General features: G+C 48.6%; 34 protein-coding genes and 1 tRNA gene. 9 read left to right on the top strand and 26 right to left on the bottom strand.

What is annotated here, in order from left to right; genetic code table 11:
- Positions 1-45: 45 nt before the first annotated feature.
- The 25 genes from ACE1CM_RS04975 to rplC form a co-directional block, all read right to left on the bottom strand.
- Positions 46-999: a DNA-directed RNA polymerase subunit alpha gene (locus tag ACE1CM_RS04975; RefSeq protein WP_374876299.1), complete on the bottom strand. Its 954-nt coding sequence runs from the start codon at positions 997-999 to the stop codon at positions 46-48.
- Positions 1,000-1,185: 186 nt separating this feature from the next.
- Positions 1,186-1,581: a 30S ribosomal protein S11 gene (rpsK, locus tag ACE1CM_RS04970; protein WP_226585451.1), complete on the bottom strand. Its 396-nt coding sequence runs from the start codon at positions 1,579-1,581 to the stop codon at positions 1,186-1,188.
- A gap of 83 nt (positions 1,582-1,664) precedes the next feature.
- Positions 1,665-2,048, bottom strand: a complete 384-nt coding sequence (gene rpsM / locus ACE1CM_RS04965; RefSeq protein ID WP_374876298.1) for a 30S ribosomal protein S13 — start codon at positions 2,046-2,048, stop codon at positions 1,665-1,667.
- A gap of 263 nt (positions 2,049-2,311) precedes the next feature.
- The gene (gene rpmJ, locus ACE1CM_RS04960) at positions 2,312-2,425 is read right to left on the bottom strand and encodes a 50S ribosomal protein L36 (RefSeq protein WP_006618079.1); all 114 of its coding nucleotides are present in this window, start codon (positions 2,423-2,425) and stop codon (positions 2,312-2,314) included.
- Between the two features lie 115 nt (positions 2,426-2,540).
- A complete protein-coding gene (infA, locus tag ACE1CM_RS04955) occupies positions 2,541-2,765 on the bottom strand; it encodes a translation initiation factor IF-1 (RefSeq protein WP_006196724.1) in 225 nt (74 codons plus the stop codon).
- Positions 2,766-2,987: 222 nt separating this feature from the next.
- Positions 2,988-3,554, bottom strand: a complete 567-nt coding sequence (locus ACE1CM_RS04950; protein ID WP_226585455.1) for an adenylate kinase — start codon at positions 3,552-3,554, stop codon at positions 2,988-2,990.
- Entirely contained in the window at positions 3,551-4,849 is a 1,299-nt protein-coding gene (secY, locus tag ACE1CM_RS04945; RefSeq protein ID WP_374876297.1) for a preprotein translocase subunit SecY, read from the bottom strand. The genes ACE1CM_RS04950 and secY overlap by 4 nt, the downstream gene beginning before the upstream one ends.
- Positions 4,850-4,900: 51 nt before the next feature.
- Positions 4,901-5,359: a 50S ribosomal protein L15 gene (gene rplO / locus ACE1CM_RS04940; RefSeq protein ID WP_374876296.1), complete on the bottom strand. Its 459-nt coding sequence runs from the start codon at positions 5,357-5,359 to the stop codon at positions 4,901-4,903.
- Positions 5,360-5,421: 62 nt separating this feature from the next.
- Complete coding sequence (gene rpsE / locus ACE1CM_RS04935; protein WP_374876295.1) at positions 5,422-5,988, bottom strand: 30S ribosomal protein S5; 567 nt, start codon at positions 5,986-5,988, stop codon at positions 5,422-5,424.
- A gap of 348 nt (positions 5,989-6,336) precedes the next feature.
- Entirely contained in the window at positions 6,337-6,699 is a 363-nt protein-coding gene (gene rplR, locus ACE1CM_RS04930; protein ID WP_374876294.1) for a 50S ribosomal protein L18, read from the bottom strand.
- Between the two features lie 2 nt (positions 6,700-6,701).
- On the bottom strand, positions 6,702-7,241 hold the full coding sequence (gene rplF / locus ACE1CM_RS04925) for a 50S ribosomal protein L6 (RefSeq protein ID WP_374876293.1): 540 nt from the start codon (positions 7,239-7,241) through the stop codon (positions 6,702-6,704).
- 122 nt (positions 7,242-7,363) lie between these two features.
- Positions 7,364-7,765, bottom strand: coding sequence for a 30S ribosomal protein S8 (gene rpsH / locus ACE1CM_RS04920; RefSeq protein WP_374876292.1), 402 nt, complete (start codon positions 7,763-7,765; stop codon positions 7,364-7,366).
- A 10-nt stretch (positions 7,766-7,775) separates the two neighbouring features.
- Positions 7,776-8,321, bottom strand: coding sequence for a 50S ribosomal protein L5 (rplE, locus tag ACE1CM_RS04915; RefSeq protein ID WP_374876291.1), 546 nt, complete (start codon positions 8,319-8,321; stop codon positions 7,776-7,778).
- Positions 8,322-8,439: 118 nt separating this feature from the next.
- On the bottom strand, positions 8,440-8,799 hold the full coding sequence (gene rplX, locus ACE1CM_RS04910) for a 50S ribosomal protein L24 (protein WP_374876290.1): 360 nt from the start codon (positions 8,797-8,799) through the stop codon (positions 8,440-8,442).
- Positions 8,799-9,164, bottom strand: a complete 366-nt coding sequence (gene rplN, locus ACE1CM_RS04905) for a 50S ribosomal protein L14 (RefSeq protein ID WP_226591220.1) — start codon at positions 9,162-9,164, stop codon at positions 8,799-8,801. The genes rplX and rplN overlap by 1 nt, the downstream gene beginning before the upstream one ends.
- A 49-nt stretch (positions 9,165-9,213) precedes the next feature.
- Positions 9,214-9,462, bottom strand: coding sequence for a 30S ribosomal protein S17 (gene rpsQ / locus ACE1CM_RS04900; protein WP_374876289.1), 249 nt, complete (start codon positions 9,460-9,462; stop codon positions 9,214-9,216).
- Positions 9,463-9,474: 12 nt separating this feature from the next.
- Entirely contained in the window at positions 9,475-9,711 is a 237-nt protein-coding gene (gene rpmC / locus ACE1CM_RS04895; protein WP_374876288.1) for a 50S ribosomal protein L29, read from the bottom strand.
- Between the two features lie 3 nt (positions 9,712-9,714).
- On the bottom strand, positions 9,715-10,134 hold the full coding sequence (rplP, locus tag ACE1CM_RS04890; RefSeq protein WP_374876287.1) for a 50S ribosomal protein L16: 420 nt from the start codon (positions 10,132-10,134) through the stop codon (positions 9,715-9,717).
- Positions 10,135-10,238: 104 nt separating this feature from the next.
- Positions 10,239-10,970 carry a 30S ribosomal protein S3 gene (rpsC, locus tag ACE1CM_RS04885; protein ID WP_374876286.1) on the bottom strand — a complete coding sequence of 244 codons (732 nt, stop codon included), beginning with the start codon at positions 10,968-10,970 and terminating at the stop codon, positions 10,239-10,241.
- A gap of 96 nt (positions 10,971-11,066) precedes the next feature.
- Complete coding sequence (gene rplV / locus ACE1CM_RS04880) at positions 11,067-11,420, bottom strand: 50S ribosomal protein L22 (protein ID WP_374876285.1); 354 nt, start codon at positions 11,418-11,420, stop codon at positions 11,067-11,069.
- A 109-nt stretch (positions 11,421-11,529) separates the two neighbouring features.
- Positions 11,530-11,808 carry a 30S ribosomal protein S19 gene (gene rpsS / locus ACE1CM_RS04875; RefSeq protein WP_226591235.1) on the bottom strand — a complete coding sequence of 93 codons (279 nt, stop codon included), beginning with the start codon at positions 11,806-11,808 and terminating at the stop codon, positions 11,530-11,532.
- Positions 11,809-11,912: 104 nt separating this feature from the next.
- Positions 11,913-12,776 carry a 50S ribosomal protein L2 gene (gene rplB / locus ACE1CM_RS04870; protein WP_374876284.1) on the bottom strand — a complete coding sequence of 288 codons (864 nt, stop codon included), beginning with the start codon at positions 12,774-12,776 and terminating at the stop codon, positions 11,913-11,915.
- Between the two features lie 96 nt (positions 12,777-12,872).
- Positions 12,873-13,187: a 50S ribosomal protein L23 gene (locus tag ACE1CM_RS04865; RefSeq protein WP_374876283.1), complete on the bottom strand. Its 315-nt coding sequence runs from the start codon at positions 13,185-13,187 to the stop codon at positions 12,873-12,875.
- Positions 13,180-13,815 (bottom strand): 50S ribosomal protein L4, encoded by a 636-nt coding sequence (rplD, locus tag ACE1CM_RS04860; RefSeq protein WP_374876282.1) that lies wholly within the window; start codon positions 13,813-13,815, stop codon positions 13,180-13,182. Before rplD ends, ACE1CM_RS04865 begins: the two co-directional genes overlap by 8 nt.
- 96 nt (positions 13,816-13,911) lie before the next feature.
- Positions 13,912-14,547 carry a 50S ribosomal protein L3 gene (gene rplC, locus ACE1CM_RS04855; protein ID WP_374876281.1) on the bottom strand — a complete coding sequence of 212 codons (636 nt, stop codon included), beginning with the start codon at positions 14,545-14,547 and terminating at the stop codon, positions 13,912-13,914.
- A gap of 761 nt (positions 14,548-15,308) precedes the next feature.
- On the opposite strand from rplC, the gene ACE1CM_RS04850 reads away from it, so the two are divergent.
- From ACE1CM_RS04850 to ACE1CM_RS04810, 9 genes are all read left to right on the top strand, one after another.
- Positions 15,309-15,785 carry an NAD(P)H-quinone oxidoreductase subunit N gene (locus ACE1CM_RS04850; protein ID WP_226591246.1) on the top strand — a complete coding sequence of 159 codons (477 nt, stop codon included), beginning with the start codon at positions 15,309-15,311 and terminating at the stop codon, positions 15,783-15,785.
- 198 nt (positions 15,786-15,983) lie between these two features.
- The gene (locus ACE1CM_RS04845; RefSeq protein ID WP_374876280.1) at positions 15,984-16,589 is read left to right on the top strand and encodes a VWA domain-containing protein; all 606 of its coding nucleotides are present in this window, start codon (positions 15,984-15,986) and stop codon (positions 16,587-16,589) included.
- An 11-nt stretch (positions 16,590-16,600) separates the two neighbouring features.
- Positions 16,601-17,233 (top strand): salt stress protein, Slr1339 family, encoded by a 633-nt coding sequence (locus tag ACE1CM_RS04840; protein ID WP_374876279.1) that lies wholly within the window; start codon positions 16,601-16,603, stop codon positions 17,231-17,233.
- Positions 17,234-17,551: 318 nt separating this feature from the next.
- The gene (locus tag ACE1CM_RS04835) at positions 17,552-18,157 is read left to right on the top strand and encodes a VWA domain-containing protein (RefSeq protein WP_374876278.1); all 606 of its coding nucleotides are present in this window, start codon (positions 17,552-17,554) and stop codon (positions 18,155-18,157) included.
- A 186-nt stretch (positions 18,158-18,343) separates the two neighbouring features.
- Positions 18,344-18,952 carry a VWA domain-containing protein gene (locus tag ACE1CM_RS04830; RefSeq protein ID WP_374876277.1) on the top strand — a complete coding sequence of 203 codons (609 nt, stop codon included), beginning with the start codon at positions 18,344-18,346 and terminating at the stop codon, positions 18,950-18,952.
- 425 nt (positions 18,953-19,377) lie between these two features.
- Positions 19,378-20,607 carry a circadian clock protein LdpA gene (gene ldpA, locus ACE1CM_RS04825; protein WP_374876276.1) on the top strand — a complete coding sequence of 410 codons (1,230 nt, stop codon included), beginning with the start codon at positions 19,378-19,380 and terminating at the stop codon, positions 20,605-20,607.
- A gap of 126 nt (positions 20,608-20,733) precedes the next feature.
- Positions 20,734-22,530 carry a R3H domain-containing nucleic acid-binding protein gene (locus tag ACE1CM_RS04820; RefSeq protein ID WP_374876275.1) on the top strand — a complete coding sequence of 599 codons (1,797 nt, stop codon included), beginning with the start codon at positions 20,734-20,736 and terminating at the stop codon, positions 22,528-22,530.
- Positions 22,531-22,684: 154 nt separating this feature from the next.
- Positions 22,685-22,756 (top strand) — tRNA-Gln (locus tag ACE1CM_RS04815).
- A gap of 189 nt (positions 22,757-22,945) precedes the next feature.
- Entirely contained in the window at positions 22,946-23,731 is a 786-nt protein-coding gene (locus ACE1CM_RS04810) for an HAD family hydrolase (RefSeq protein ID WP_374876364.1), read from the top strand.
- Between the two features lie 212 nt (positions 23,732-23,943).
- On the opposite strand, the gene ACE1CM_RS04805 is transcribed toward ACE1CM_RS04810, so the two are convergent.
- A complete protein-coding gene (locus ACE1CM_RS04805) occupies positions 23,944-25,803 on the bottom strand; it encodes a leucine-rich repeat domain-containing protein (RefSeq protein ID WP_374876274.1) in 1,860 nt (619 codons plus the stop codon).
- Positions 25,804-26,105: the final 302 nt, after the last annotated feature.

The raw sequence follows: 26,105 nt of genomic DNA, 5'->3' as shown, positions 1-26,105 counted from the left end.
ATTGGTCATTGGTTTTCTTTGCCATTACCAATTACCCATTAGCAATTAGCCATTAGGTTTTGCTGCTTTTTCCTGCGGCAAGGTAATTCCTAAGTGTCGCTGTAGGGCTTCACTCACTTCTTCTGCCGACTTTTGACCAAAGTTTTTGATTTCCAGTAAGTCTTCGTAGGTGTAGCCCAGCAAATCTGCTACTGTGTTAATCTGAGCCCGTTTCAGGCAGTTATAAGCCCGCACCGAGAGTTGCAATTCCTCAATCGGAATTTGAGGCTCTACATCACCGGAATCATCTATTTCTGGAGGGATGGTCTTGATGTCTTTGAGTGGGTTGAACAGATCTACCAAGATATTCGCTGCCTGGGAGAGTGCTTCTTCGGGTGACATGCTGCCATTTGTCCAGATTTCCATCAGCAGACGGTCTTTTTCCCGATCGCCATCGCCGCGAATTTCTTCAACGCTGTAGTTGACTTTCCGCACTGGCATAAAAACCGCGTCGATCTGGAGAAAGTCCAAGGCTGTGGCTTCGTCGTGACCCCGATCTACGGAGCGATATCCCTTCCCGGTTTCTAGCCGGAATTCCATTTCCAGTTTGCCTCCTTGTGCCAAGGTGGCGACGTACTGCGCCGGATCGACCACCTGTACCTCAGAAGACATGTTAAACTGCCCCGCCATAACGATTACAGGGCCGTTGTTTGCCGTGACTTCTAACCGACCAATCTGGGGTTGGGAGGTATAGCTTTTGAAAACTACTTCTTTCATGTTGAGCAGGATTTCCAGCACATCCTCCCGCACTCCCGGAATTGTGGCAAATTCGTGATTCACACCGGCAATGCGAACCGCCGTGACTGCACATCCTTCCAGGTTAGATAGCAGCACCCGCCTCAAAGCGTTGCCAACGGTTGTCCCTTGACCTCTTTCTAGCGGCTCGATTACAAATTTGCTGTATTGACCTCGATTTTTCTCAGTGCTAGACTCGACACATTCAATTTGAAATTGCGCCACAGAGCGATCCCCCTACCCTTTGTGGATTTTGGATTTTGGATGAAAGGATTTTAGATTCATCGGGTTGCACCCCCTTGCGGATGAAACGATTTTGGATTCAAGAAATAACCCCAAGGTTGCTTTGGTTTTTTGTTTTTTGTCCGGTTAACTTCAATCCAAAATCTAAAACCTAAAATCTAAAATCTTCTAAACGCGACGCCGCTTAGGTGGGCGACAGCCGTTGTGGGGAATGGGAGTAATGTCCCGAATTAGAGTAATTTCCAATCCAGTACCCTGAAGCGCTCGAATCGCGGTTTCGCGGCCTGCTCCCGGCCCGCTGACCATTACTTCTATCTGCCGCATTCCGGAGTCCATCGCTCGGCGAGCTGCTCCTTCGGCTGCGGTTTGCGCTGCAAAGGGCGTTCCCTTCTTGGCACCCTTGAAGCCGCTAGACCCGGCAGAAGCCCAGGAGATTACATCCCCATTTTGATCGGAAATTGTGACTATGGTGTTGTTGAAGGTTGATTGGATGTAGGCTATCCCGTTGGGTACGTTCCGCTTTTGCTTCTTGGCACCAGTTTTTTTGGTTACTTGTCGCGCCATATCGGTTTATGTGCTTCGGTTTTAACTTGGTTGCTAGTTGTAGTCTGTTCCGCCCAACCTTATTCCAGGCGAAAATCTTACGGTTATTTCTTAGCTGCTGGCTTTTTCTTGCCTGCAACGGTTTGCCTTCTACCCCGACGGGTTCTGGCGTTGGTACGGGTTCTTTGACCTCGAACGGGTAAGCCCAAGCGATGACGCCGTCCCCGGTAAGTGCCGATGTCGATCAGGCGCTTGATATTCATCGCTTCCCAACGTCTCAAGTCGCCTTCAACTTGATAGTCGTTTTCTACGGTCGTTCTCAAAGCAGCGACTTCGGCATCTGATAGATCCTTGACGCGGGTGTCTGGATTTATGCCCGTTGTCGCTAAAATTTCTTTAGACCGGGATAGCCCAATTCCGTAAATGTATGTCAGACCTATTTCGACGCGCTTATCGCGCGGAAGGTCTACACCGGCAATCCTTGCCACGCTTTTTTCTCCCTTATTTTGCCTTTGTTTCTATTTACACTCCCCGCGCCTATTGCTACGGGGATTATTAAGACCTCACAGCCTTAATATCCTTATTTCTAAGGTTCCTGTTGCTCTCACCACTGTTGCCACAACGGCGTGGTGATATGTCCTGACATTGTTTTGGGCGTTCGTGGATTCCCCACGTACCATTTCTCATGCTAGAAAATAGCTGAATTTACGCGGGTATACAACAGTACATTACAGTACAGTTACTCGACCTTCTACCCTTGGCGTTGCTTGTGCTTTGGGTTAGAACAGATCACCATCACTCGACCGCGCCGCCGAATTACGCGGCATTTTTCACAAATTTTCTTGACAGATGCTCGAACTTTCATGCCTACTGGGCTGCGCTACAAACTAAACATTATATCATTTTTAGTTTTTTTTGTAAGCTAAAAAGGTAGCACGAATCGGAAGTTTATGTCTTCTTTAGAAATGTTTCGTGCGGGCTTATTTCTTACGCAGGCGGTAAGTAATTCTGCCTTTGCTCAGGTCGTAGGGGGTCAGCTCGACTTTGACGCGATCGCCCGGTAATATTTTGATGTAATTCCGCCGGATCTTGCCGGAAATATGGGCTAAGACGTTGAAGCCGTTATCCAGGTCTACGCGAAACATGGCATTCGGTAGGGATTCTGTTACCGTGCCTTCCATTTCAATCAAATCTTGTTTAGACAATGTATTTTTTCCTCAACTCGGTGGGTCGTGCTTGCCAGGGTTATTGGTTTTTCACCCCAGCCTGTTAAAAGGCATCTGAATCAAAGCTCAGACACCCTTAACAGATTTTATCAAATTGTGCGACAAAAAGGGTGAAACGGCTCTTGACTTTTACCCGATTTCAACCATCGGATGGAATTATTTTGCAATCGGGGCAAGGATAATCCACCGGGCAAGTTGAGTTTATAGATCGATGGCGTCTTTGAGTTGTTCGGTGACTTCCGACATTGAGCGATCGCCATTGACAGCGGTAAGCTTCATTCGCTGGCGATAAAAATCGATCAGGGGTTCGGTTTGTTCGCGATAGACTTCTAGACGACGGCGAATCACTTCTTCGGTATCATCGGCACGGCCTTCTTTTTTGGCGCGTCCCAACAGGCGGGCGATCAAAACTTCATCTGGCACTTCCAGACTGAGGACGCGATCGCATTCTTGATGCATATCCAACAGCAAAGCTTCCAAAAAACCCGCTTGAGTACAATTCCGAGGAAAGCCATCGAGTATCCAACCTTGGGCGGCATCGCTTTGAGACAGGCGATCGCGCATCATATCTAAAATCAAGCTATCCGGAACCAACTCGCCTTTTTCCTGGTACGACTTGGCTTTTTGACCCAAAGGCGTGCCTTTTGCTACCTCATTGCGTAAAATATCCCCGGTCGAAATATGAGGAATTTGGCAAATTTCGGCTAAAATCTTGGCTTGAGTTCCTTTTCCTGCTCCTGGCGGCCCCAAAAAAATCAATCGCGTCACTCTTGTTTCACCATTCCTTCGTATCGCTGGGAAATCACGTATGTTTGAATTTGTTTTGCTGTATCAATGGCCACACCAACTAAAATCAATAGAGAAGTTGCCCCTATCCCTTGAAAGGTTCTGATATTAGTGGCGCTTTCAACAGCAGTAGGTATGATAGCCACTGCTCCCAAAAAGATTGCTCCCAAGAAGGTCAAGCGATTCAACACCCGCTCTACATACTCGCTGGTGGTGCGACCGGGACGAATACCGGGAATGCTAGAACCCATCTTTTTCAGATTTTGTGCCAAATCTACCGGGTTAACGATCAAAGAGGCGTAGAAATAACTGAAAAAGACGATAAACAGCAGATAAAACGCGACGTGAACAGCAGTTCCCGGAGCCAATAAATTGGCAATTTGAATCACAGTTGGATTGGGAAATACCTGAGCCAGAGACGTGGGAATAATCAAGACAGCCGAAGCAAAAATAATCGGCATTACGCCGCCTTGATTTAACCGCAAAGGTAAATAGCTATTTTTTTCCAGAAAAACCTTCCGTCCCACCTGCCGACGTGCCGAAATAATCGGGATGCGGCGAGCGCCTTCTTGGACGAAAACGATGCCAACAATTGTCACCAGGAACACGACCAGCAGGATGATGATTTTACCCACCTGTTCCCTGCCACCACTTTCAGCCAACTTGATCGTGTCGCCCAAAGATTTAGGTAAAGCCGACACAATGTTGAGGAAAATCAACAACGATGCTCCGTTACCGACACCCCGTTCGGTAATCAATTCCGACACCCACATCACAAACATCGACCCTGCCGTCAGCGCCAATGTTGTCTTGACGACGAACAAAAATCCCGGATCTTGTGCGTAGGGGGCAATTAAGCGAGCGGAAATGAATGTACTTTGAAGCAACCCCCATCCCAAAGCCACATAGCGGGTAATCTGAGAAATCTTCCGGCGTCCGGCTTCGCCCTCATTTTTCTGTAAGTTTTCTAAACTGGGGATGGCTTGTGTCAGCAGTTGGACGATAATCGAAGCATTAATGTAGGGCAAAATTCCCAGAGCAAAAATGCCCAAGGTGAGGAAGCCGCCGGTGAAAATGTCCAAAAATCCAATTAACGGATTATTTTGCAGGCTTGCAGCAAAGGCAGCTCGATCAATTCCTGGCATTGGCAGGAAAACGCCCAGGCGTACCAAAACGAGCAGCCCAATGGTGACAAGCAGCCGACTTCTCAGTCCAGCTGCTTGAGCCATCTGCATAAAGGTTTCCTGAGCTGTTGGGGCTTTATTTTGACTAACCATATAAAAGGGACCTCTACGCGATCTGGGCCACTATCTGCAGCACAAAAAGCCCTAACCCTTAGCCTTCTCGATGATTTCGCAAGTTCCGCCAGCCGCTTCAATTTTGCTGCGAGCGCCTGCGGTAAATGCTGCTGCTTTTATGTTTAGGGGTACAGAGAGTTCTCCATCTCCCAAAATTTTCAGCGGTCCGTCATTGGTTGTGACAATGCCAGCTGCGATCAAAGAGTCCAGGGTTACTTCTGTATTAGCAGGGAGTGATGCCAGCTTACTGACATTGATCGTAGTGTATTCGCGACGATTAATGACAGTAAAGTGCTTTAACTTGGGGATGCGCTTGTATAGGGGCTGTTGACCACCTTCAAAACCGGGTCGAGTACTGCCACCGGAACGAGCTTTTTGACCGCGCATCCCTTTACCGGCGCTGGCGCCTTGTCCGGCGGAAACTCCCCTACCTAGTCGGCGGGGGCGTTTTTTAGAGCCAGCCTTTGGCACGGCATCGTTTAGTCTCATATTTTTGTCCTTTGTCAGTTGTCAGTTGTATCGTGCAGATTAAATCAACCCGCCCACATCAGTTACGATTGTTGGCGGCTAACTGCTGGCTGAGCATAGAGATTTTCGATGGGGATACCGCGATCGCTGGCAACATCAGCAAAGGTTCTCAGGGTTTCTAGGGCGTTGATCGTGGCTCTAGCGTTATTGAGAGGGTTATTTGAACCCAACTGTTTGGCTAATATGTTGCGCACCCCAGCCAGTTCTAAAACCGTGCGGACGGCACCGCCTGCAATTACGCCCGTACCTGGGGCAGCGGGTCGCATCATCACCGAGGCGCCACCGCCGGTGCCTTTGGCTGGATGGGGAATCGAGTTGGCCTTAGTCAGCGGCACATCAACCAGGTGTTTTTTGCCGTCGGCAACGCCTTTTCTCACCGCACCGATTACGTCGCTGGCTTTACCAACACCGACGCCTACTTGTCCGCGTTCGTTACCGACGACGACAATAGCGCGGAAGCTGAGTTTTTTACCGCCTTTAACGACTTTGCTTACCCGACGAATTTGGATAACTCGCTCTTGCCAGGAGGATGTTTCTTTTTCCCTTGTGCGGCTGCTGGCTTTTTTACGACGTTCTCGTTGTTCTGCCATAGTGTGTCCTTTAGTAATTGGTAATTGCTAACTGCTAATTGCTAATTGCTAATTGTCTTGGGTTTATTAGCCATTAGCCATTAGCCATTAGCCAGATTAGAATGCTAATTGCTAATTTTCTTGGGGGTATTAGCCATTAGCCATTAGCCATTAGCCACATTAGAATGCTAATTGCTCATTTTCTTGGGTTTATTAGCCATTAGCCATTAGCCATTAGCCACATGAGAATGCTAATTGCTAATTTTCTTGGGTTTATTAGCCATTAGCCATTAGCCATTAGCCACATTAGAATGCTAATTGCTAATTTTCTTGGGTTTATTAGCCATTAGCCATTAGCCATTAGCCACATTAGAAGTCTAGTCCAGCTTCGCGAGCCGCATCGGCGAGGGCTTTGATCCGACCGTGGTAAAGATTGCCACCTCGGTCAAATACAACCTTGGTAATGCCAGCTTCTAGCGATCGCTGCGCCACCAACTTGCCTACCTCAGTAGCAGCAGACATATTAGCCCCAGAGGATAAACTGGATTTGAGGTTTGGCTCCAACGTGGAGGCAGCCACCAGGGTATGTTGCTTGGTATCATCTATTACCTGAGCATAAATATGCTCGTTGGAACGGAAGACTGCCAACCGAGGACGTTCTGGGGTGCCATCGACCCGGCGACGGATGCGTTCGTGCCGCCGCTGTCTTGATTCTTTGCGTGTTAGTTTCATTACTACTTCTTACCTGCCTTACCAGCTTTACGTCTGACAAATTCACCGGCGTAGCGAATGCCTTTGCCTTTATAGACTTCTGGCGGACGGACGGCGCGAATTCTAGCCGCCAAGTTCCCCACTATTTCTTTGTCAATGCCGTTGACGATGACGTTAGTGTTGTTTTCCACCGCCATTTGAACACCAGCGGGGGGTTCGATCCGGACTTCGTGGCTGTAACCTACAGTTAAAACGAGATTGCGACCGTCAACCCGCGCCCGGTAACCAACGCCTTGAATTTCCAGCTTCCTAGTAAAACCAGCCGCAACCCCTTCGACCATGTTGGCAACTAGGGTGCGGCACAGACCGTGGAGTTGACGGGCGCTGCGCGACTCATTCCGTCGCAAAACCTTGAGGGTTGCTCCTTCTTGTTCCAGAGCGATCGCATCTGGCAAAACTCTAGATAGTTCGCCTTTGGGTCCAGAAACGGCAATACTCTGACCATCAATTGCCACTTCTACCTTCGCGGGAACCGCGATCGGACGCTTACCAATCCGAGACATAACTCACCTGAATTGCTAATTGGTAATTGGTAATTGGTAATTGGTAGTTGGTAATTGCAGATTTGAGATTGCAGATTTAATCTAAAATCTAAAATCTAAAATCTAAAATTCCCGATTACCTATTACCAAACGTAGCAGAGGACTTCTCCTCCCAAACCTTGACGACGGGCTTCCCGGTCCGTCATGATACCGCTGGAAGTGGAGATGATGGCGATGCCAATGCCGCCGAGGACTCGCGGTAACTCCTTGCGATTCGAGTACACGCGCAGACCGGGCTTGCTGACTCGTTTCAGCGCCGTGATAATCGGCTGGCGATTTTTTCCCTTGTATTTTAAGGACACCACCAAATTGCGCTTTACTCCTTCTCCATCTTCAGAATAATCAGTGATAAAGCCTTCATCTTTGAGGACTTTAGCAATGCTGCGGGTCATCTTAGTAGATGGAATTAAAGTTGTTTGATGCCGCGCTTGAGTCGCATTGCGAATGCGCGTTAACATATCTGCTATTGTGTCGTTCACCGCCATCTTTTTCTCCTTATTGATCCCGGAAAGGCATCCCCATTTCTTTCAGCAAGGCTCGGCCTTCTTCGTCTGTATTGGCAGTTGTGATGATGGAGATGTCCATGCCGCGAATTTGGTCAATTCTGTCGTATTCGATTTCGGGAAAAATCAACTGCTCTCTGATGCCCAAGCTGTAGTTACCGCGACCGTCGAAGCTTTTGGGGCTGATGCCGCGAAAGTCGCGAATGCGGGGCAGGGCTAGGTTAATCAGCCGGTCTAGAAAGGCGTACATGCGATCGCCCCGCAGGGTAACCATGATGCCCACAGGCATACCTTGGCGAATTTTGAAGCTGGCGATCGCTTTTTTCGCCCTCGTCACCACAGGTTTTTGACCTGCGATCGTGGCAATTTCGCTCAAAGACGATTCGAGTGCCTTAGCATTATTCGCCGCTTCCCCTAACCCTCGGTTAATCGTCACCTTCACCAGCTTCGGCACTTGATGGATATTCTGGTATTTGAACTGATCCATCAGCTTCGGGACAATCGTTTCTTGATACTGAGATTTGAGTCGTTGAGTCATCTTTAATCTTTATCTCCCCTGGGCGTGGTCAGGGATCTTGTGTAGTTGCTAATTTCAGATTTTAGATTTTAGATTTTAGATATTCTTTCAACCTACAATCCAAATCTAAAATCCGAAATTATTTGTCGATAATTTCACCAGTCTTCTTCAGCATCCGCACCTTTTTACCAGCTTCGGTAAAGGTATAGCAAACGCGACTGGCAACGTTTTGCTTGGTGGAATAAAGCATCACGTTCGAGCTATGGATAGGAAATTCCATCGTAGCAATACGACCTGATTCCCCTTCCTGCTTTGGTTTGACGTGCTTGGTTTTGATGTTCACCCCTTTAACGATTACTTTGCTGAGCTTGGGATAAACGCTGAGGATTTCACCCACCTTGCCTTTATCCTTGCCAGAAATAACCTGAACGGTGTCGCCTTTTTTGACGTGCATTTTGTACCGTTTAGGGGTATCAGAACCCTTACGAGTATTTGCCATTAGAGTACCTCCGGAGCGAGGGACACAATTTTGGTGTATTTATCGCGCAACTCCCGCGCCACGGGGCCAAAAACGCGGGTTCCCCTGGGGTTGCCATCGTTGTTGATAATGACCGCCGCATTATCGTCGAAGCGAATGCTCATACCGCTATCGCGACGGATATTTTTCTTAGTGCGAACGATGACCGCCTTCACCACATCTGACTTTTTCACCGCCATATTAGGAAGGGCGTCTTTAACAACAGCGATAATCACATCGCCGACAAAACCGTAGCGGCGGTTACCCGCTCCTAAGACCCGGATACACATTAATCTTCGGGCGCCGCTATTGTCTGCAACGTTGAGGTAAGTTTGAGGTTGAATCATAGCGCGTGGTAATTGGTAATTCGGCTAGTAGTAGGCACTTAAGTGCCTACTACGAACCCGTTGAACTGAGAATTTCTGCTACGACCCAGCGTTTGGTTTTGCTCAGAGGTCGGGTTTCCTGGATGCGGACGCGATCGCCCTCTTTGCACTTATTTTCTTCGTCGTGAGCTTTATACCGCTTTGTATTGACCATAATTTTCCCGTACTTGGGGTGGGGAGCGCGGTTTTCCACTGCCACCACTACGGTTTTATTCATCTTGTCGCTGACCACGAGGCCAACTCGTTCTTTAACTGCCATCGCTACCGATTCCTATGATTGTGCAACCGATTCTTGGGCGGAGGAGGCTTGAGCCCTTTTACGTTCGCCTTCTACAGTCATTAACTGCGCTAGCCGGTGTTTGGCGTGTTTGAATTGATGCGGCTTTTCTAATTGGCGAGTTGCCTTTTGCAAGCGCAGTTGAAATAGTTGCTGCTTGACGGCGAGAATTTGTTCCGCCAGTTCCTCATCGCTCAATTTTCTGGCGTCTTCGATTTTGGGGAGCGGCATAACTTATACAGTCTCCTCAGTGCGCATGATAAACTTCGTTTTGATTGGCAACTTGAACGCCGCCAAGCGCATAGCTTCGCGGGCGATTTCTTCAGTCACGCCCGTAATTTCAAACAAAACCCTTCCTGGCTTAATCACAGCCACCCAGAATTCCGGCGAACCTTTACCAGAACCCATCCGGGTTTCTGCGGGGCGCATCGTTACGGGTTTGTCGGGGAAAATTCTGATCCAGATTTTGCCACCCCGGCGGATATAGCGGGTCATGGCACGACGGCTGGCTTCGATTTGACGGGAGGTAATCCAAGCTGGTTCTAAAGCTTGCAGGCCATATTCGCCAAAGTTGAGCGAACTGCCTCGCGTCGCTAAGCCGGTCATGCGCCCGCGCTGTTGTTTGCGGAATTTAGTTCTTTTAGGACTTAACATGGCTTGTCATTTGCTCATCGCTAATTGCTCATTGCTAATTGCTCATTGCTAATTGCTAATTGCTACTTTTTAGTAACCCTTAGCTGTTAGCTATCAGCGATTAGCTATCCCTCATTAGAACGGTCTTCAAATTGCTGCCGCCGTTTGCCAGAGCGACGACGAGGCGTTCCGGGAGCCGCAGCTGGAGCGATTTCCTCCTGTCCTGGAATGATTTCGCCCTTGAATATCCAAACTTTGATGCCAAGAATACCGTAAATGGTTTTGGCGGTGCGGTAAGCGTAGTCGATGTCTGCCCGTAAGGTGTGCAACGGCACCCGACCTTCCCGCGTCCACTCGGTGCGAGCGATTTCTGCCCCGTTCAGCCGACCGGAAACTTGCACTTTAATCCCCTGTACGCCTGCTCTCTGGGCGCGTTGAATCGCCTGACGGACGACGCGGCGGAAGGAAACCCGGCGCTCTAGTTGTTGCGCGATGTATTCGGCAATCAAGCCAGCATCTGCATCGACGCGAGCCACTTCTACAACGTTAATCCGGATCTGGCGTTGACCGCCGAGTTTTTCTTGCAGTCCCGTTCTCAGGGTTTCAATCCCCGTCCCGCCCCGACCGACAACAACCCCAGGTCTAGCGGTGCGAATTTCTAAGTCGATTTGATCTGCTTTGCGCTCGATCCGCACGGCGGCAATCCCGGCATTACTCAGGTTTTTTTCGACGTAATTGCGGATTTTGTGGTCTTCTTGCAAGATTTCGGGGTAGCGATCTGGACTGGCGAACCAACGAGACTGGTGTTCTTGAGTAATGCCCAGGCGAAACCCGACTGGATTAATTTTTTGTCCCACGAATGCGTCCTCAATATAATTTTAGATTTTGGATTTTAGATTTTAGATTCGATGGAATTAATGGCAATCTGAAATCTAAAATTTGCAATCCTTTGATTATTCTTCCGCTTCAGCAACGGCGATGGTAATGTGGCAAGTTGGCTTGCGGATCTGATAAGCGCGACCTTGCGCCCTGGGGCGGAAACGCTTTAAGCTTGGCCCGCCATCGGCGTAGGCTTGACTGATGATCAGTTTGGCTGGGTCTTTCCCGGCGTTATGCTCGGCGTTAGCCACTGCGGATCTCAGCACGGTGAGGATCGGTTCGCAAGCCCGGTAGGGCATAAATTCCAGAACGATCAGCGCTTCCCGATAGGAACGCCCACGAATTTGGTCGAGGACGCGACGCACCTTAAACGGGGACATGCGGATGTAGCGCGCGATCGCTTTAATTTCAGTTGTATCGGTAGCCATAAATTTCTCCTTCTGCTAATTGCTAATTGCTAATTGCTAATTTTTCTGACTGGCTATTAGCCATTAGCCTCGTTCCCACAGCTCCTGCCTGGGAACGCCATTAGCCATTTTATCGACGGGCTTTTTTATCGCCTTTGGCGTGACCCCGGAAGGTGCGAGTTGGGGCAAACTCACCCAATTTGTGTCCGACCATCTGCTCCGAAATAAATATCGGCACGTGAGTGCGACCGTTGTGGATAGCGATGGTGTGACCTACCATTTGCGGCAATACCGTTGAAGCCCGCGACCAAGTTTTGATCACTTCTTTTCTGCTTTGAGCATTCAATTTTTCAATTTTGCTCATCAGACTATCGGCGACGAACGGCCCTTTTTTAAGAGAACGACCCATAGGATTTTGGATGCAAGGATGCGTGGATTTTTAATGGTTAGATTTTCGATTTTGGATTGAACGGTTTTTCGTCTTAAACTCTACAATCCAAAATCTAAAATCTATTAGGATTCCCGACCGCCACGGCCCCGCTTGGAGGCTTTACGACGACGGCGGACGATCAACTTACTGCTTGGTTTGTTGGGTTTACGGGTTTTGGCTCCCAAGGTTGGCTTACCCCAAGGCGTGACGGGGCCACTTCTACCGATGGGGGCGCACCCTTCACCACCGCCGTGGGGGTGATCGACTGGGTTCATGACGCTACCTCTGACGTGGGGGCGACGTCCTTTCCAACGAGTCCGCCCCGCCTTACCCGAACTGAGGTTTCTGGCGTCGATGTTGCCCACTTGACCGATGGTGGCGTAGCACTCGCGGCGGATCATGCGGACTTCCCCAGAGGGCAGTCTGAGGGTGACGTAGTTGCCTTCTTTGGCGACAACCTGAGCGCTAGCACCGGCAGCGCGAACGATTTGTCCGCCTCGACCGATCTTTAACTCCACGTTATGCACCTGAGTACCCAAAGGAATGTTGCCCAGGGGCAAGGCGTTGCCGTCTTCTATGGGAGCATCGGGGCCGGATATAATCGTTGTCCCGACTTTCAAGCCATTGGGATGCAAAATATAGCGCTTTTCCCCATCTTTGTAGAAAAGCAGGGCGATGCGAGCGTTGCGGTTGGGGTCGTACTCGATCGCTGCTACTTTGGCAGGGATGTTGTGCTTGTCGCGGCGAAAATCGATGATGCGGTAAAGGCGCTTGTGTCCGCCACCTTGGTGACGGCTGGTAATAACGCCTCGGTTGTTGCGACCTTTGGCGCGGTGAACTGATTTGACAAGCGATTTTTCTGGTTCGCTTTTGGTAATTTCGTTAAAGTCGGAAACGACCGCCTGCCGCGTACTGGGCGTATAGGGTCGATAAGAACGTGTGCCCATAACAATGTCTGCTTTTTCGATGGGTTAATTAAACGCCGTTCGCTGCAAGATTTCAGATTTCAGATTTTGAATTTGAAATTAGAAATCTCAACTTGATTACACTTCAGGGAACAAGACCTTTCTGATTGTTTCTGCGTCTGATTCTGCCAAGGTGACAACCGCTTTTTTGTATTGCGGTTTGTACCCCAGGAACTTACCAACCCGACGCTTTTTCCGCGGGGTGTTTTGGGTATTAACCGCTACAACTTTTACCTTAAACAGTTGCTCGATCGCCGCTTTAATTTGCGGTTTACTTGCCTTTGGCACCACTTCAAACGTGTATTTGTTTTGCTCCATGAGCATGGTGGCTTTTTCGGTCAAGATGGGGCGACGGATCAAGTCTGGCAGCGTGCGCGGATCTAATTTATTCACCGTAGACCTCCTGAATTTTTACCATAGCAGCGGCTGTGGTGACGATTTTGTCGGCATTGAGCAGATCGAACACATTCAACTGCGTGGCTTGTATCATTTTGAGATTGCCGATATTGCGAGCCGACAAATATACTGTCTCGCTTGCCTCGTGCAGGATTAACAATACTTTGGCCTCGGGTTTTACGCCCCAGCGCGCGATTGCACTTGCCAATTCTTTTGTTTTTGGGCGAGGCAGCTTTTCCCCAAACTCCTCCACCACAATCAAATCTGCCTCTCGGCTAATCAGCGCCGTCCTCAATGCTAACCGCCGTTCCTTGCGGTTCATTTTGATATTAAACTCTCTCGGTTTTGGCCCAAAGATAACGCCGCCGCCCCGCCATAATGGCGAACGAATCGACCCGGCACGGGCGCGTCCCGTTCCTTTTTGCCGCCAAGGTTTGCGACCCCCACCTCTAACTTCCGAGCGAGTTTTGGTGCTGGCATTTCCCTGGCGTGCATTGGTCATTTGGCGGACTAATGCCCGGTGGACAATATGTGCCGCGTTTTCTTCTTTTGCTACCTTCAACTCCAGGCTGACTTGCTGCCCGGTTTCTTGCCCGTCCCAGTTTCGTACTACGCAGTTAACCATATTTTTCCCCAGTCCTGTTACCACCGCCTGGATCGGAGGATTGGGGCTTTTTCATCAGCCCCACGATCTCAAATCCACAGCTCTCAACTCTAAAATTTAACGACCCACTTTTTTGGCTGGTTTAATGCTGAGCAAAGCACCTGTTTTACCAGGAACCGCGCCTTTAATCAGCAGCAAATTGCGTTCGGCATCGACCCGCACAATCGTCAGCTTGCGAATCGTCACTTGCGACCCGCCCAAACGACCTGCCATCCGCTTACCGGGATAAACCCGCCCTGGTGTGGTTCCCGCACCCGTGGAACCGGGCAAGCGGTGATTTTTGGAACCGTGCGCCATTGGTCCGCGTTTAAAGTTGTGGCGTTTCTGATAACCCGCAAACCCTTTACCAATACTCGTCCCGGTCACGTCTACGATTTGACCAGGGGTAAAAATATCTGCTGTTATTGCCTGACTCAGCTGGTACTCCCCCGTATTTTCTACGCGGTACTCGTGCAGGTGACGCACGGGCATGGTGTTTGACTTCGCCAGGTGTCCCAGTTCCGGCTTTGTCAGCGCCTTGGGCTTCACTTCGCCGTAGCCAACTTGGATTGCCCCATAACCATCGGTTTGAGGCGTCTTGATTTGTGTAATCGGGCATGGGCCAGCTTGAACGACGGTGACGGGGATAGCTCTCCCTTTGTCGTCAAATATTTGGGTCATGCCCAGTTTGGTGCCGAGGATACCGATAGACACAGTACCTGGTCTCTCCTTTTTTACTCACTACAATCAATCGGATGCGGATATTCCGCGCTTCCGCTTATTTATATAAGATGGGCAGCTTTTACCACCCTCAGTTTTTCCCACACCTTAACTACCCTTAACGGGAGTAACTCAGGTCAGAAAACTTTTTTGCGGGAATGTCAGAAGACTAATCTTTTAACCACTTACCGCCATACTGGCTCCAATCGCGGGTTTTACCCTTTTGGAGACTGATACAGCCGACAAGCACATCCCTACTTTTTCAGACGCTAAAATCCTTGCGCTGGCAAGGTTTTTAGTTAGCTAATCTTGAAGCTGTGAGAAGGCCAAGCACTAGCTGGGGGCATTTCCTGGCACCAGGACTTAAACAGCTTGCTGCTTAGTATCCCTTTTAGGCCAGATTGACAGGTGGCTATTTGGTTGACTTGACAGCTTCCCTCACGTTTGCTTTCAACTGCTGGCTCTTAACTTAAGCAGGAATAAAATATTCTTGCTCAACCTATCTGGTCTATGCCCAGATTTTAGAGCCATTGTCGGCATCGCTCTCTGCCGAGAACGACGAGCGAGCAAATTTTAGCCACAATCAATCAATATAGCCGATTTGTTTAAGTTTGTCTAGTGCGTGACAGATTTTTTTGATCGCGTTGGGTTCTGGCGGGGGTACGTTCCCGACTAGAATAGCGTTATATGTAACGTTTTCCTAAGCCATCTGGCTGCGAGTAAGTAAAACTTTAGGCGGGATAGGACGCAAAAATATGGCACTGATCGCAACTGGCAACCAATTGCTCCGGGATCTGGAAAAGTCGGGCGCTTTAGGCGTCTACGTGCCTTTAGAGGGAGGGTTTGAAGGTCGCTACCAGCGGCGGCTGCGGGCAGCAGGTTATACTGCTTTGAACATCACCGCCAGAGGACTGGGGGATGTGGGGATGTATTTAACCGGGGTTCACGGGGTACGCCCGCCGCATTTGGGTAAAAAAAGCCTTGGCACCGGCGCAGCAGTTGGGTATGTTTACTACGTGCCGCCGATTGTGAATACTCAACTGGAACAACTGCCACCCAAGTCTAAGGGTTTGCTGCTGTGGATAATTGAGGGCAATATTCTTTCCCGTCAGGAAGTTGAGTATCTGGCGAGTTTGCCGCAGATGGAGCCAAAAGTCAAAGTCGTGGTAGAAATGGGAGGCGATCGCTTCTTCCGCTGGATGCCCCTTAAAGATACTTTGGCTGCGGCTTAGGTTGGCAATTCAAAGCAGGTGAGCACCCGGAGATGGGGAGATGGGGAGATGGGGAGATGGGGAGATGGGGAGAATGTACATTCAAATTCCCCTTTTGCCCCTGGGCCCTTTTGCCCCTGGGCCCACCTGCACAACTGCCCCATCCCCTCTCAGTTTTGATACCTTGGAATAAAGACTGAGCTAATAGGGAATACTCCGATGCTGGAAAACCGAGATTATACTTTAATTATCGACAAAAGCGGCAGTATGTCGGTAAAAGATCAGCCGGGTGGAAAAAGCCGTTGGGAAGTGATGCAAGAGTCAACGCTAGCTTTAGCTAGCAAGTGCGAAGAACTTGACCCGGATGGCATCACGGTTTACTTATTTTCAGGTCGCTTTAAACGCTACGACAATGTGACCTCTGGCAAAGTATCGCAAATCTTCGAAGAAAATGAGCCTTCTGGTCGTACTGACTTGGCAGGTGTGCTGCAAGATGCCGCTAACAGTTACTTTCACCGCAAAGCCACCCAGCAGGCAAAGGCAAATGGAGAAACTATTTTAGTTGTCACCGATGGCGAACCGGATGACCGCAAAGCGGTGATGAAAGTAATTATAGAAGCGTCTCGCCGCCTGGATAAAGATGAAGAACTGGCAATTTCCTTCATTCAAATTGGCACTGACGCCCAAGCAACCAAGTTTCTCAAGATTTTGGATGATGATTTGCAAAGTGCTGGTGCTAAATTTGACATCGTTGACACTGTAACGATGGATGACATGGAAGAAATGACACTGCGAGAAGTGTTACTCAATGCAATTGTTGATTAAATGGTTAGAGTATGGAATCTATGGATGATTTATTAGCTCAGCTTAAAGCTGAGTATGAGGAAAAAGATAATCCTAAAAAACCGCCAAAACAGCAGCCGTTGCCGATAGAATCAAGTCCAGAAATTACCGTCGTACCGACCGATAAAACTCAGGTTTCGCCAACAACAAGTTTCCTCTCTCGCTCTGAGTCACAACTATTAGCTGACATTAAATCAGAGTTTGAAGAACAGGAAAAAGCAGAAACATTGACAAGACAGCAACAGTCGCAAGCAGAACAACGGCGAGTAAAATCAAGTCCACAACTTCCCGTTATACCAAATCATCAAACTCAGCTGTCGCGAACAACAACTTTCCTCTCGCGGTCTGAGGAAAAATTATTAACTGACATCAAATCGGAGTTTGAAGAACAGGAAAAAGCAGAAAAACTGAAAAGACAGCAACAGTTGCAAGAAGAACAGCGGCGACAAGAACAAATTAAGCAGCAAGAAAAACAAGCATTAATTCAGGAAGCTGAGCGGTGGTTGAAAAAGTTAAAGCCGCGTTCAGAGGAAGGGTTATGGTTTGAAGAGTTTGCTTATGGTTATCCTTCTAAATTAGAGGCGGCAATTGATTATTTGCAAGCTTTGAAGGAAGTTCAACCTTGACAAATTATATTAAATCCGGTTGTAGCGGAATTGGGAATTGGGAATTGGTAATTGGGAATTGGTAATTGGTAATTGCTCCTACAGGTCGTAATTACGATGCAACCGGAAACTATATTATCTGTAATTTAGTTAATATGCTCGCCTTTTTGGTTTTTTGAGGGGCATTTTGCGGTAAGTAGATGCAGATAAGGCAACAGAAACCGGGTTTCTGCGATCGCTTAAATTAAAAATTTTTAATTTTTGTTATAATAAATATACCATAAGCTGAGAATTCGTATAATCTGGAGATAGAAACGATTACAATTGGGGTAATGTTTTATGGTAGAAAACCGCGATTACACGTTAATTATTGACAAAAGCGGCAGTATGTCAACCCCAGACCAACCGGGCAGTAGAACTCGCTGGGATACGGCCCAAGAGTCTACCTTAGCGGTAGCGAGAAAATGCGAACAATTCGATCCAGATGGAATTACGGTTTACTTGTTTTCCGGTCGCTTTAGACGCTATGACAATGTAACTTCCACCAAAGTGGCGCAAATATTTCAAGAAAACGACCCTTCTGGCACGACTAACTTAGCCGCTGTACTAAAGGATGCTACCGATAGCTATTTTCAGCGCAAGGCGGCGGGTCAAACTAAGGAGAACGGCGAGACAATTTTGGTGGTGACAGATGGGGAACCAGATGACCGCAAAGCGGTGATGCGAGTGATTATTGAAGCATCGCGCCACATGGAAAGAGATGAAGAACTGGCGATTTCTTTTATCCAAGTGGGCGGCGATCCTCAAGCTACCAAGTTTCTCAAAGTTTTGGACGATGAGTTACAAGGTGCTGGGGCAAAGTTTGATATCTGCGACACCGTAACCCTAGATGATATGGAGGGCATGACCCTAGCTGAAGTGCTTTTGAATGCTATTACGGACTAGCACGGAGAGGGTGAAGCAAGGAGATAAAATTTAGGGTGGCAGGCAAAAATTGTCTGTGTCAGGAATTAGGCGCGACGAGGGTAGAAACCGGGTTTCAAGCTGCGATCTCTAGTTGACAACCGAGGAGTTTTCCGAGAAACCCGGTTTCTTTGCGTCAGTCCAATTAATTGCAGGGAAGAAACAAATATGGGTATGGAAGACCGCGACTACACGTTAATTATTGACAAAAGTGGCAGCATGTCCACTCCAGATCAACCCGGTGGTAGAAGTCGCTGGGATGCTGCACAAGAGTCTACTTTGGCATTGGCGAGAAAGTGCGAACAGTTTGACCAGGATGGTATTACTGTTTATCTATTTTCCAGCCGATTTAGACGCTACGATAATGTTACTTCTAGTACGGTTGTGCAAATTTTCCAAGAAAATGACCCAGCTGGGACTACTAACTTAGCAGGTGTGCTGCAAGATGCTACCAATCGCTATTTTGAGCGTAAAGCTGCGGGTCAAACTAAGGCGGGTGGCGAAATAATTTTGGTGATTACTGATGGGGAACCTGACGATCGTAAAGGCGTGATGCGGGTAATTATCGAAGCATCTCGCCGGATGGACAGAGATGAGGAATTGGGGATTTCTATTATTCAAGTTGGTTCGGATGCGACGGCGACTCGGTTTTTGAGGGCGTTGGATGATGAACTGCAAGGGGCGGGTGCTAAGTTCGATATCTGCGATACACTCACGATCGACGATATGGCAGATATGACGCTAGCAGAAGTTTTGATGAATGCGATCGCTGACTAATAACTCAAGTTGCTAGTTCTCTCATGCTTAGCGGCTAATAGCTAATGGCTAATATCAGGAAAAATGCTATATTAGTAAGCTTATCTCCCAATTAGCAATTAGCAATTAGCCATGAGCAATTAGCAATTAGCCAAGGGCAGGGGGCATAGGTTGCTTCATGCCTCCCCCTCCCCTGGAAAAAAAGCAAAGATTTGTTACTTTCGATTGATTTTTTCCTACGTGGACTTACGCAAACATAAAATACAGACGCTACCTGTAAGGGTAGGGTGGGAAGCCAAACTCTACGGATGGAGATTTGGCGTCAGTCCCGTGACTATTTTCCGCTTCAAATAAATTTTCTCCATCCCCTTGCTTTCTTTGCCCGGTCATAGCACATTGGTAATCATGCATCGCCAATTGTTTGAGGAACGTTTTAGCATATAAGGGTGACCAATCTGCACTTTCCCTTACATTCCTTAAGGGAGGGTCACTGGTTTAAGCTGATCTGCGGAGCCAGCTTCCAACACCTCCCTGCTGTTAGGAATCTAACTTTGGCCTATACCCTGGCAGGCGCTGACTGCATCGACGTTGCCGCAGATCCTGCTGTGATTGCGGCGGCGCAAGCAGCGCTAGAAGTGGCGGGCGAGTTGGCTTCTGAGGCACAGAGGCGAGGATTTGGCTTCAAGGGTTTGCCTTGGCTGATGGTCAGCCTCAATGATGGCGAAGATCCTCATTTTCGCAAAGCAGAGTTTGACCCAACCCAATGTCCGGCGGACTGTCCCCGTCCTTGCGAAAAGATTTGTCCGGCAGACGCGATCGCTTTCCATCTCCCCGGTAATAATTCTGGGGTGATCGACTCGCGCTGTTACGGGTGTGGCAGGTGTATTCCCGTATGTCCATACAATTTGATTTATGCTCGTTCTTACGTATCGACGCCGGATGCGATCGCAAGACAAGTGTTGCCAACGGGAATCGACGCGGTAGAAATTCATACCCAGGTGGGGAGAAAGGCCGATTTTGAAAGATTGTGGGGTGCTTTAGCGCCAAATCTCCACCGATTGAAGCTGATCGCGGTTAGCTGTCCCGATGACGAAGGATTAATTGAATACTTGAGGTCGCTTTACGAATTAATGGAACCTCTGCCTATTCCTCTCGTCTGGCAAACAGATGGACGCCCGATGAGTGGCGACATTGGTGCAGGCACTACCCACGCGGCGATCAAATTAGGTCAAAAAGTTCTATCCGCAGGACTGCCCGGATATGTGCAATTAGCAGGAGGCACTAACAGCCACACAGTTATCAAGCTTAAGGCAGTAGGCTTGCTCAATCCCATTTTGGGTTATGGGGAAGAAGACATGGGGACTCAAGGATGCGGGGACGGGGGGAATTTTCCAGTCCCCTCTGATTCTCCTATGTCCGTCCCATGCCCCATGCCCGATGCCCACATTGCAGGAGTTGCCTATGGCAGCTACGCCCGCGTGCTTTTGTCACCCGTTCTAGACCTGTTAGAAACAACCCCTATGAACGAAGACTGTCCCAGTCCACCCGATAACCAAACTGCAATGAATGCGCGCTTAGAAGATAACCTCGATCTTCTTTGGCAAGCTGTTGCTTACGCTCATTCCCTCGTTTCCCAACTTAAGTTACCCCAATTTTCTTCCAACCTTCGCCTGTGAAGTAGGATTGTATTATGAATGTATCATCTGAATTCGATAGCTCCTCGCCCATGCTCTCCCTTGCTAAAACTTGAAGTTTCGTTGACCAATTAACCTTTTGTAACAACCTTGTTGATGCGAATAAATATGATGAGTCCTCACGGTACGACGCCTCCTGAAAACAAGCTGACTTTAGTCCAACCTTCAGTCCCTGTCGAAAACGTCGCCGTAGGAAGCACTTCAATTACAGACGATTTGAACAAACTGCTGGATATTTTGCCAGCAGAAATCCGCCAACCCTTAGAAAGACACCACTTGCTCAACCGCTTAGTGGAAGTGGTGATGGATTTAGGCCGACGCCCAGAAGCCCGCTTCCCAGGGAAAACAGAATACCTGTCTGAGAAACCAGTTTCGCGCGAAGATTTGAATTATAGCATCCAGCGGGTGGGAAATTTTAGCGGCGATAACCGCGCTGGCATCGAACAAACTTTGCACCGAATCAGCGCCATTCGCAATCGCACCGGGGAAATCATTGGCTTAACCTGCCGCGTCGGGCGAGCCGTTTTCGGAACGATTGGTATGATCCGCGACTTGGTAGAAACCGGCAAGTCGATCCTGATGCTGGGGCGTCCGGGTGTTGGAAAAACAACGGCTCTGCGAGAAATTGCCCGGGTTTTGGCAGATGAACTAGAAAAACGGGTGGTAATAATCGACACCTCCAATGAAATTGCGGGAGATGGTGACATTCCCCACCCGGCGATTGGTCGCGCCCGCCGGATGCAAGTCGCTCGTCCCGAACTCCAGCATCAAGTGATGATCGAGGCGGTGGAAAACCACATGCCGGAAGTGATCGTGATTGACGAAATCGGCACGGAACTAGAAGCCGCAGCGGCGCGGACTATCGCCGAACGGGGCGTACAATTGGTCGGTACTGCCCACGGCAACCAAATTGAAAACTTGATTAAAAACCCAACTTTATCCGATTTGGTGGGCGGGATTCAAGCCGTGACTTTGGGGGATGAAGAAGCGCGCCGCCGGGGTTCGCAGAAAACGGTTTTGGAACGCAAAGCACCGCCGACGTTTGAGATTGCGGTAGAAATGCAAGAAAGGCAGCGCTGGACAGTTCACGAGAGCGTCGCCGATACGGTAGATACCCTGCTGCGGGGACTAACTCCTTCGCCGCAAATCAGAAGCGTCAGCGAAACTGGGGAGGTGAAAATTACCCGCGAGACACCCAGCGCCCCAGTCGTAACTGCTGCGGTAACGTCATTGCGCCCGACGGGATGGCGCGCTTCCGGACAGATGGTGCCGGTACACAAATCCCCAGAACCCGATCGATTTTCCCAGACGAATGATTTTGAGCGCTTGCTGAATGCCTCGACGTATCAGTTGAATGCTTTTGGTAAAAACGTCAGTGCTTCTGGACCGAATGGGGAAGATTTGCCGCTGCACATCTATCCTTACGGCGTCGGTCGGCATCAGCTAGACCAAGTGATCGAGATGTTGAAGTTGCCGGTAGTGCTAACCAAAGATATCGATGGTGCGGATGCGGTTTTGGCGGTGCGGACGCAGGTAAAAAACCATTCCAAACTGCGGCACATCGCTAAAGCGCGTCATATTCCCATCCACGCGATCAAGTCTGGCAGCATCCCTGACATTACCCACGCCTTGCAGCGGATGTTGAATATGGACGATATCGCTATGCCGGAAACCCTAGATCTGCGGTTGTTTACCAAGAACGGCAGCGATGACGAACTGGAAGCTTTAGAAGAAGCTCGTTTGGCGGTCGAGCAAATTGTCATTCCCAAAAAGCAGCCAGTGGAATTGCTGCCTCGTTCTGCCAACGTGCGGAAAATGCAACATGAACTGGTAGAGCATTACCGCCTGCGCTCGACCAGTTTCGGGGATGAACCGAACCGACGGCTGAGGATTTATCCAGCTTAAGCGAGTGGGTGAGCAGGTGTGCAGGTGTGCGGGTGTGCATGGGAAAATATAGATTCAAATTCCCCTCTGCTCATCTGCCCCCTCTCCCCGATCTTCTATAAAAGTGCTTGACAAAATCCCTTAATATACTGTTAAGATATTAGAGGCAACGCGATGGGGTGTCGCCAAGTGGTAAGGCATCTGGTTTTGGTCCAGACATTCCGAGGTTCGAATCCTTGCACCCCAGTTAAAAAAATAGATAGTGCTAATGGCTAATGGCTAATGGCTAATGGCTAGCTTGATAAGCAGTCTAGCTCACTGTCAGGAAAGCGCTCGCGCTAAGTATAGTTATCTGGAAGGCTGACGCGCTGGATACTTCAGAGGCGGCAAGAATCTGCGATAACTAAGCTAAATCGATTTGAGAATAAGAAATAGCATGAGTGCGATCGCTCCTACAATTCTGGCTTTGGACTTTGATGGTGTAATTTGTGACGGTCTGATTGAGTATTTTCAAACTGCTTGGAGTACTTACTGTCAAATTTGGTCGCCTTCTAGTGAAACGCCGCCAGAGGATTTAGTGCCAAAGTTCTATCGGTTGCGACCTGTGATCGAAGTTGGTTGGGAAATGCCGGTGTTAATTCGGGCGCTGCTGCTGGGAGTGGCAGAGGAAAAGATTTGGCAAGATTGGGCGGGGGTAAGCGAGCAAATTGTCGGCGAGGAAGGTTTGCAGGCGGCGGATATTGGGGCGAAACTGGATCGGTTTCGGGATGAGTGGATCGATCGGGATTTGGCGGGGTGGCTGAGTTTGCATCGATTTTATCCGGGTGTGGTGGAGAGATTGCGAAGTCTCCCCACTTCTGGTGTAAAACCGTACATTATCACCACTAAAGAAGGGCGCTTCGTGCAGCAATTGTTGCAGCAGGAAGATATAGACATGCCTTCTGGATCGATATTTGGTAAAGAGTGTAAGCGTCCGAAACACCAGATTCTGCGAGAATTAATTGCGGCTTCTGATGCAGAACCCGTCAGTATTTGGTTTATAGAAGATCGATTGAAAACTTTGCAATCGGTGGCAAAGCAGCCAGATTTAAATGAGGTGAGGCTTTATTTAGCTGACTGGGGTTATAATACTGCGGCTCACCATGAATTAGTGCGGGATAATCCTAGAATTGGGTTGTTGTCTTTATCTCAGTTTGCTGAAGATTTTTCTAGTTGGGTTTAATATAGCGGGGCAGGCGGGACGCCCACCCCACAAGAGAGTGATGTTTCTTGTGGGGTAGGCATCTTGCCTGCCCACCCACCCCACAAGAGAGTGATGTTTCTTGTGGGGTAGGCATCTTGCCTGCCCACCCACCCCACAAGAGAGTGATGTTTCTTGTGGGGTAGGCATCTTGCCTGCCCAGTTTTCAGTTGATTTATACATACCTACTGAGTTCAAGTTTGGACTGAAAATTCTTCTGGATCGATTCCCCAATTTACCCAGCGAATTGCTTCCCGTGCAGATTGCATGTCGGGTGGTACGCGCAAGGCATGAATGTGTCCGGTGCTGGGACAGGTCATTTTTAATAAATAAACTGGAGCAACATCTAGATCATTATCAATTTTTAGCAAGGTGTATTCTCGCCAATTATCTAATTCTTGGGCTGCTAATTCCTGACAAATTCGGGCGTAACCAATGGCTTGAATTAGCACTCGTCTGAGTTCGGCGTTTTCTTCAGATAAAATCCATTCGGATTGCCAATAGTTTGGGTGCAATTTGCCGGATTTTTCAGGTAAGGTGACGCCGTGATAGGAATATAAGCTGTATCCATCGGAAAATTGAATCGCGGGTTGTCCTTCGGCGTGGAGGCGATATTCATTGTCGAAAAAGAGTTGAGTGGGGCGATCGCATACAATACAAACCTTCTCATAAGCCCAGATCCAGCCGCAATGCTCAAAAAGCTGGTTGAGACAGTAAAACGCTTCCTGTGTTTCTCTATCGAGTACGCAACCTAATTTAGAGACACAGTATTCAGTCAGGGCGATCGTGCAAAGCGGGTCTTCCGGGGTAATGTAACCATATACGTCGAAGCCATCATCTTCCAACTGTTGATCCAGTTGTTGTTTGATGTCCTCTCCTGGTTGAAATACGGTTAGCCGCGATAAAGAGTCCCACAGTTCTGGATTGAGCAGTTTGCTTGTCGATTGGGACAATTCATCTGCTAGTGGTTCTCCTAAGTTCTCACATGCCTGTAATAATGGAATACCTGCGTATGGGCTACTGCAAAAAATCATCTCAGGTTCTGCTTTGCCAATAACTGCGTAGGCAGATTTTATCGCTTCTTTTGCTTTTTGAGGATCGATTGGCTTTTGGGAGAGGGTGTGCCATTTTTCTTCGTGCGATCGCGCTATACTCAGGTCGGAAATTGGATTTGGACCGAGATTCAGTTTAGTCAAGTTGGTCAAGGTTGACAGCGGACCAATCTCAGAAATTTGATTATCAGCGAGATGCAGTTTGGTCAGGTTAGTCAGGTTTGACAGCGGACGAATGTCAGAAATTTGATTGTCATTGAGATTCAGTTCGGTCAGATTGGTTAGAGTTGACAGCGGACTGAGGTTAGAAATTTGACCGCTGAAATCGTAGCCGAATGGGTCATACTTATCCTCGCCGATATCTAGGCTGGTCAGGTTGATCAAGGTTGACAGCGGACTTAAGTCGGTAACTGGATTGTCACAGATACACAGCCAGGTCAGATTGGTCAAGGTTGACAGCGGACTGAGATCGGAAATTCGATTGTGACCGAGAATCAGTTGAGTCAGGTTGGTCAGTCCTGACAACGGACGAAGGTCAGAAATTTGGTTGACGTAGAGGTTCAGTTCGGTCAGGTTGGTCAGGGTTGACAGCGGACTAAGATCGGAAATTTGATTGTTCGAGATCCCCAGTTGAGTCAGGTTGGTCAGTCCTGACAGTGGACTTAATTCGCTAATTTGATTGCTACCACTCTTCAGCTTAGTCAGGTTGGTCAGGGTTGATAGCGGACTAAGATCGGAAATTTGATTGTCCGAGATCCACAGTTTATTCAGGTTGGTCAAGGTTGACAGCGGACTCAGGTCGGAAATGTCCCGATAGCTATAAACGCTAAGTTCAGTACAGCTTGAAAGTATCCGCTCTGCTTCATTACAATCCGAAGTGCGAGCATCCTTTAACAACGCTTCAACCGTCTTCCTTGCCTCTTTTGAAAGGCTGTCTTTGTTCTTACACCAGTCAGCAAAGCTGCTGAATGTGGGGTTGTGGTTTGGCTTTTGTTCGGACATGGCGCAATGGTATTTTATAAATGTGTGTTTAATTTGGATGATTTATATCCCCGAATATGCCTTAACGATTAAAATCGCGGCTACACAAACAATGCCTTAACGATTAAAATCGCGGCTACACAAACAAAGTCCGCCTGCGCGGACTATAAGAAAAGCAAGGTATTTAAAACCTGCGGAGGCAGGTTTTGTTTGTATAGGCGCGATTTTAATCGTTGCTTCCACAAAGTCCGCGCAGGCGGATTTGAATTTAAAACCTGCGGAGGCAGGTTTTGTTTGTATAGGCGCGATTTTAATCGTTGCTT

This window comes from Microseira sp. BLCC-F43, from assembly GCF_041929235.1.
Lineage (GTDB): Bacteria > Cyanobacteriota > Cyanobacteriia > Cyanobacteriales > Aerosakkonemataceae > Microseira.
The sequence above is the reverse complement of the archived record's forward strand: the minus strand, read 5'-3'. Positions and strand labels throughout refer to the sequence as shown.

What these genes read in the sequence shown, in the direction of transcription:
- rpsK (WP_226585451.1), bottom strand. Translation starts at nt 1,581, where the DNA reads ATGGCGCGACAAGTAACCAAAAAAACTGGTGCCAAGAAGCAAAAGCGG.
- rpmJ (WP_006618079.1), bottom strand. Translation starts at nt 2,425, where the DNA reads ATGAAAGTTCGAGCATCTGTCAAGAAAATTTGTGAAAAATGCCGCGTA.
- secY (WP_374876297.1), bottom strand. Translation starts at nt 4,849, where the DNA reads ATGGTTAGTCAAAATAAAGCCCCAACAGCTCAGGAAACCTTTATGCAG.
- rplO (WP_374876296.1), bottom strand. Translation starts at nt 5,359, where the DNA reads ATGAGACTAAACGATGCCGTGCCAAAGGCTGGCTCTAAAAAACGCCCC.
- rpsE (WP_374876295.1), bottom strand. Translation starts at nt 5,988, where the DNA reads ATGGCAGAACAACGAGAACGTCGTAAAAAAGCCAGCAGCCGCACAAGG.
- rplR (WP_374876294.1), bottom strand. Translation starts at nt 6,699, where the DNA reads ATGAAACTAACACGCAAAGAATCAAGACAGCGGCGGCACGAACGCATC.
- rplF (WP_374876293.1), bottom strand. Translation starts at nt 7,241, where the DNA reads ATGTCTCGGATTGGTAAGCGTCCGATCGCGGTTCCCGCGAAGGTAGAA.
- rpsH (WP_374876292.1), bottom strand. Translation starts at nt 7,765, where the DNA reads ATGGCGGTGAACGACACAATAGCAGATATGTTAACGCGCATTCGCAAT.
- rplE (WP_374876291.1), bottom strand. Translation starts at nt 8,321, where the DNA reads ATGACTCAACGACTCAAATCTCAGTATCAAGAAACGATTGTCCCGAAG.
- rplX (WP_374876290.1), bottom strand. Translation starts at nt 8,799, where the DNA reads ATGGCAAATACTCGTAAGGGTTCTGATACCCCTAAACGGTACAAAATG.
- rplN (WP_226591220.1), bottom strand. Translation starts at nt 9,164, where the DNA reads ATGATTCAACCTCAAACTTACCTCAACGTTGCAGACAATAGCGGCGCC.
- rpsQ (WP_374876289.1), bottom strand. Translation starts at nt 9,462, where the DNA reads ATGGCAGTTAAAGAACGAGTTGGCCTCGTGGTCAGCGACAAGATGAAT.
- rpmC (WP_374876288.1), bottom strand. Translation starts at nt 9,711, where the DNA reads ATGCCGCTCCCCAAAATCGAAGACGCCAGAAAATTGAGCGATGAGGAA.
- rplP (WP_374876287.1), bottom strand. Translation starts at nt 10,134, where the DNA reads ATGTTAAGTCCTAAAAGAACTAAATTCCGCAAACAACAGCGCGGGCGC.
- rplV (WP_374876285.1), bottom strand. Translation starts at nt 11,420, where the DNA reads ATGGCTACCGATACAACTGAAATTAAAGCGATCGCGCGCTACATCCGC.
- rpsS (WP_226591235.1), bottom strand. Translation starts at nt 11,808, where the DNA reads ATGGGTCGTTCTCTTAAAAAAGGGCCGTTCGTCGCCGATAGTCTGATG.
- rplB (WP_374876284.1), bottom strand. Translation starts at nt 12,776, where the DNA reads ATGGGCACACGTTCTTATCGACCCTATACGCCCAGTACGCGGCAGGCG.
- rplD (WP_374876282.1), bottom strand. Translation starts at nt 13,815, where the DNA reads ATGGTTAACTGCGTAGTACGAAACTGGGACGGGCAAGAAACCGGGCAG.
- ACE1CM_RS04850 (WP_226591246.1), top strand. Translation starts at nt 15,309, where the DNA reads ATGGCACTGATCGCAACTGGCAACCAATTGCTCCGGGATCTGGAAAAG.
- ACE1CM_RS04845 (WP_374876280.1), top strand. Translation starts at nt 15,984, where the DNA reads ATGCTGGAAAACCGAGATTATACTTTAATTATCGACAAAAGCGGCAGT.
- ACE1CM_RS04840 (WP_374876279.1), top strand. Translation starts at nt 16,601, where the DNA reads ATGGAATCTATGGATGATTTATTAGCTCAGCTTAAAGCTGAGTATGAG.
- ACE1CM_RS04835 (WP_374876278.1), top strand. Translation starts at nt 17,552, where the DNA reads ATGGTAGAAAACCGCGATTACACGTTAATTATTGACAAAAGCGGCAGT.
- ACE1CM_RS04830 (WP_374876277.1), top strand. Translation starts at nt 18,344, where the DNA reads ATGGGTATGGAAGACCGCGACTACACGTTAATTATTGACAAAAGTGGC.
- ACE1CM_RS04820 (WP_374876275.1), top strand. Translation starts at nt 20,734, where the DNA reads ATGATGAGTCCTCACGGTACGACGCCTCCTGAAAACAAGCTGACTTTA.
- ACE1CM_RS04810 (WP_374876364.1), top strand. Translation starts at nt 22,946, where the DNA reads ATGAGTGCGATCGCTCCTACAATTCTGGCTTTGGACTTTGATGGTGTA.
- ACE1CM_RS04805 (WP_374876274.1), bottom strand. Translation starts at nt 25,803, where the DNA reads ATGTCCGAACAAAAGCCAAACCACAACCCCACATTCAGCAGCTTTGCT.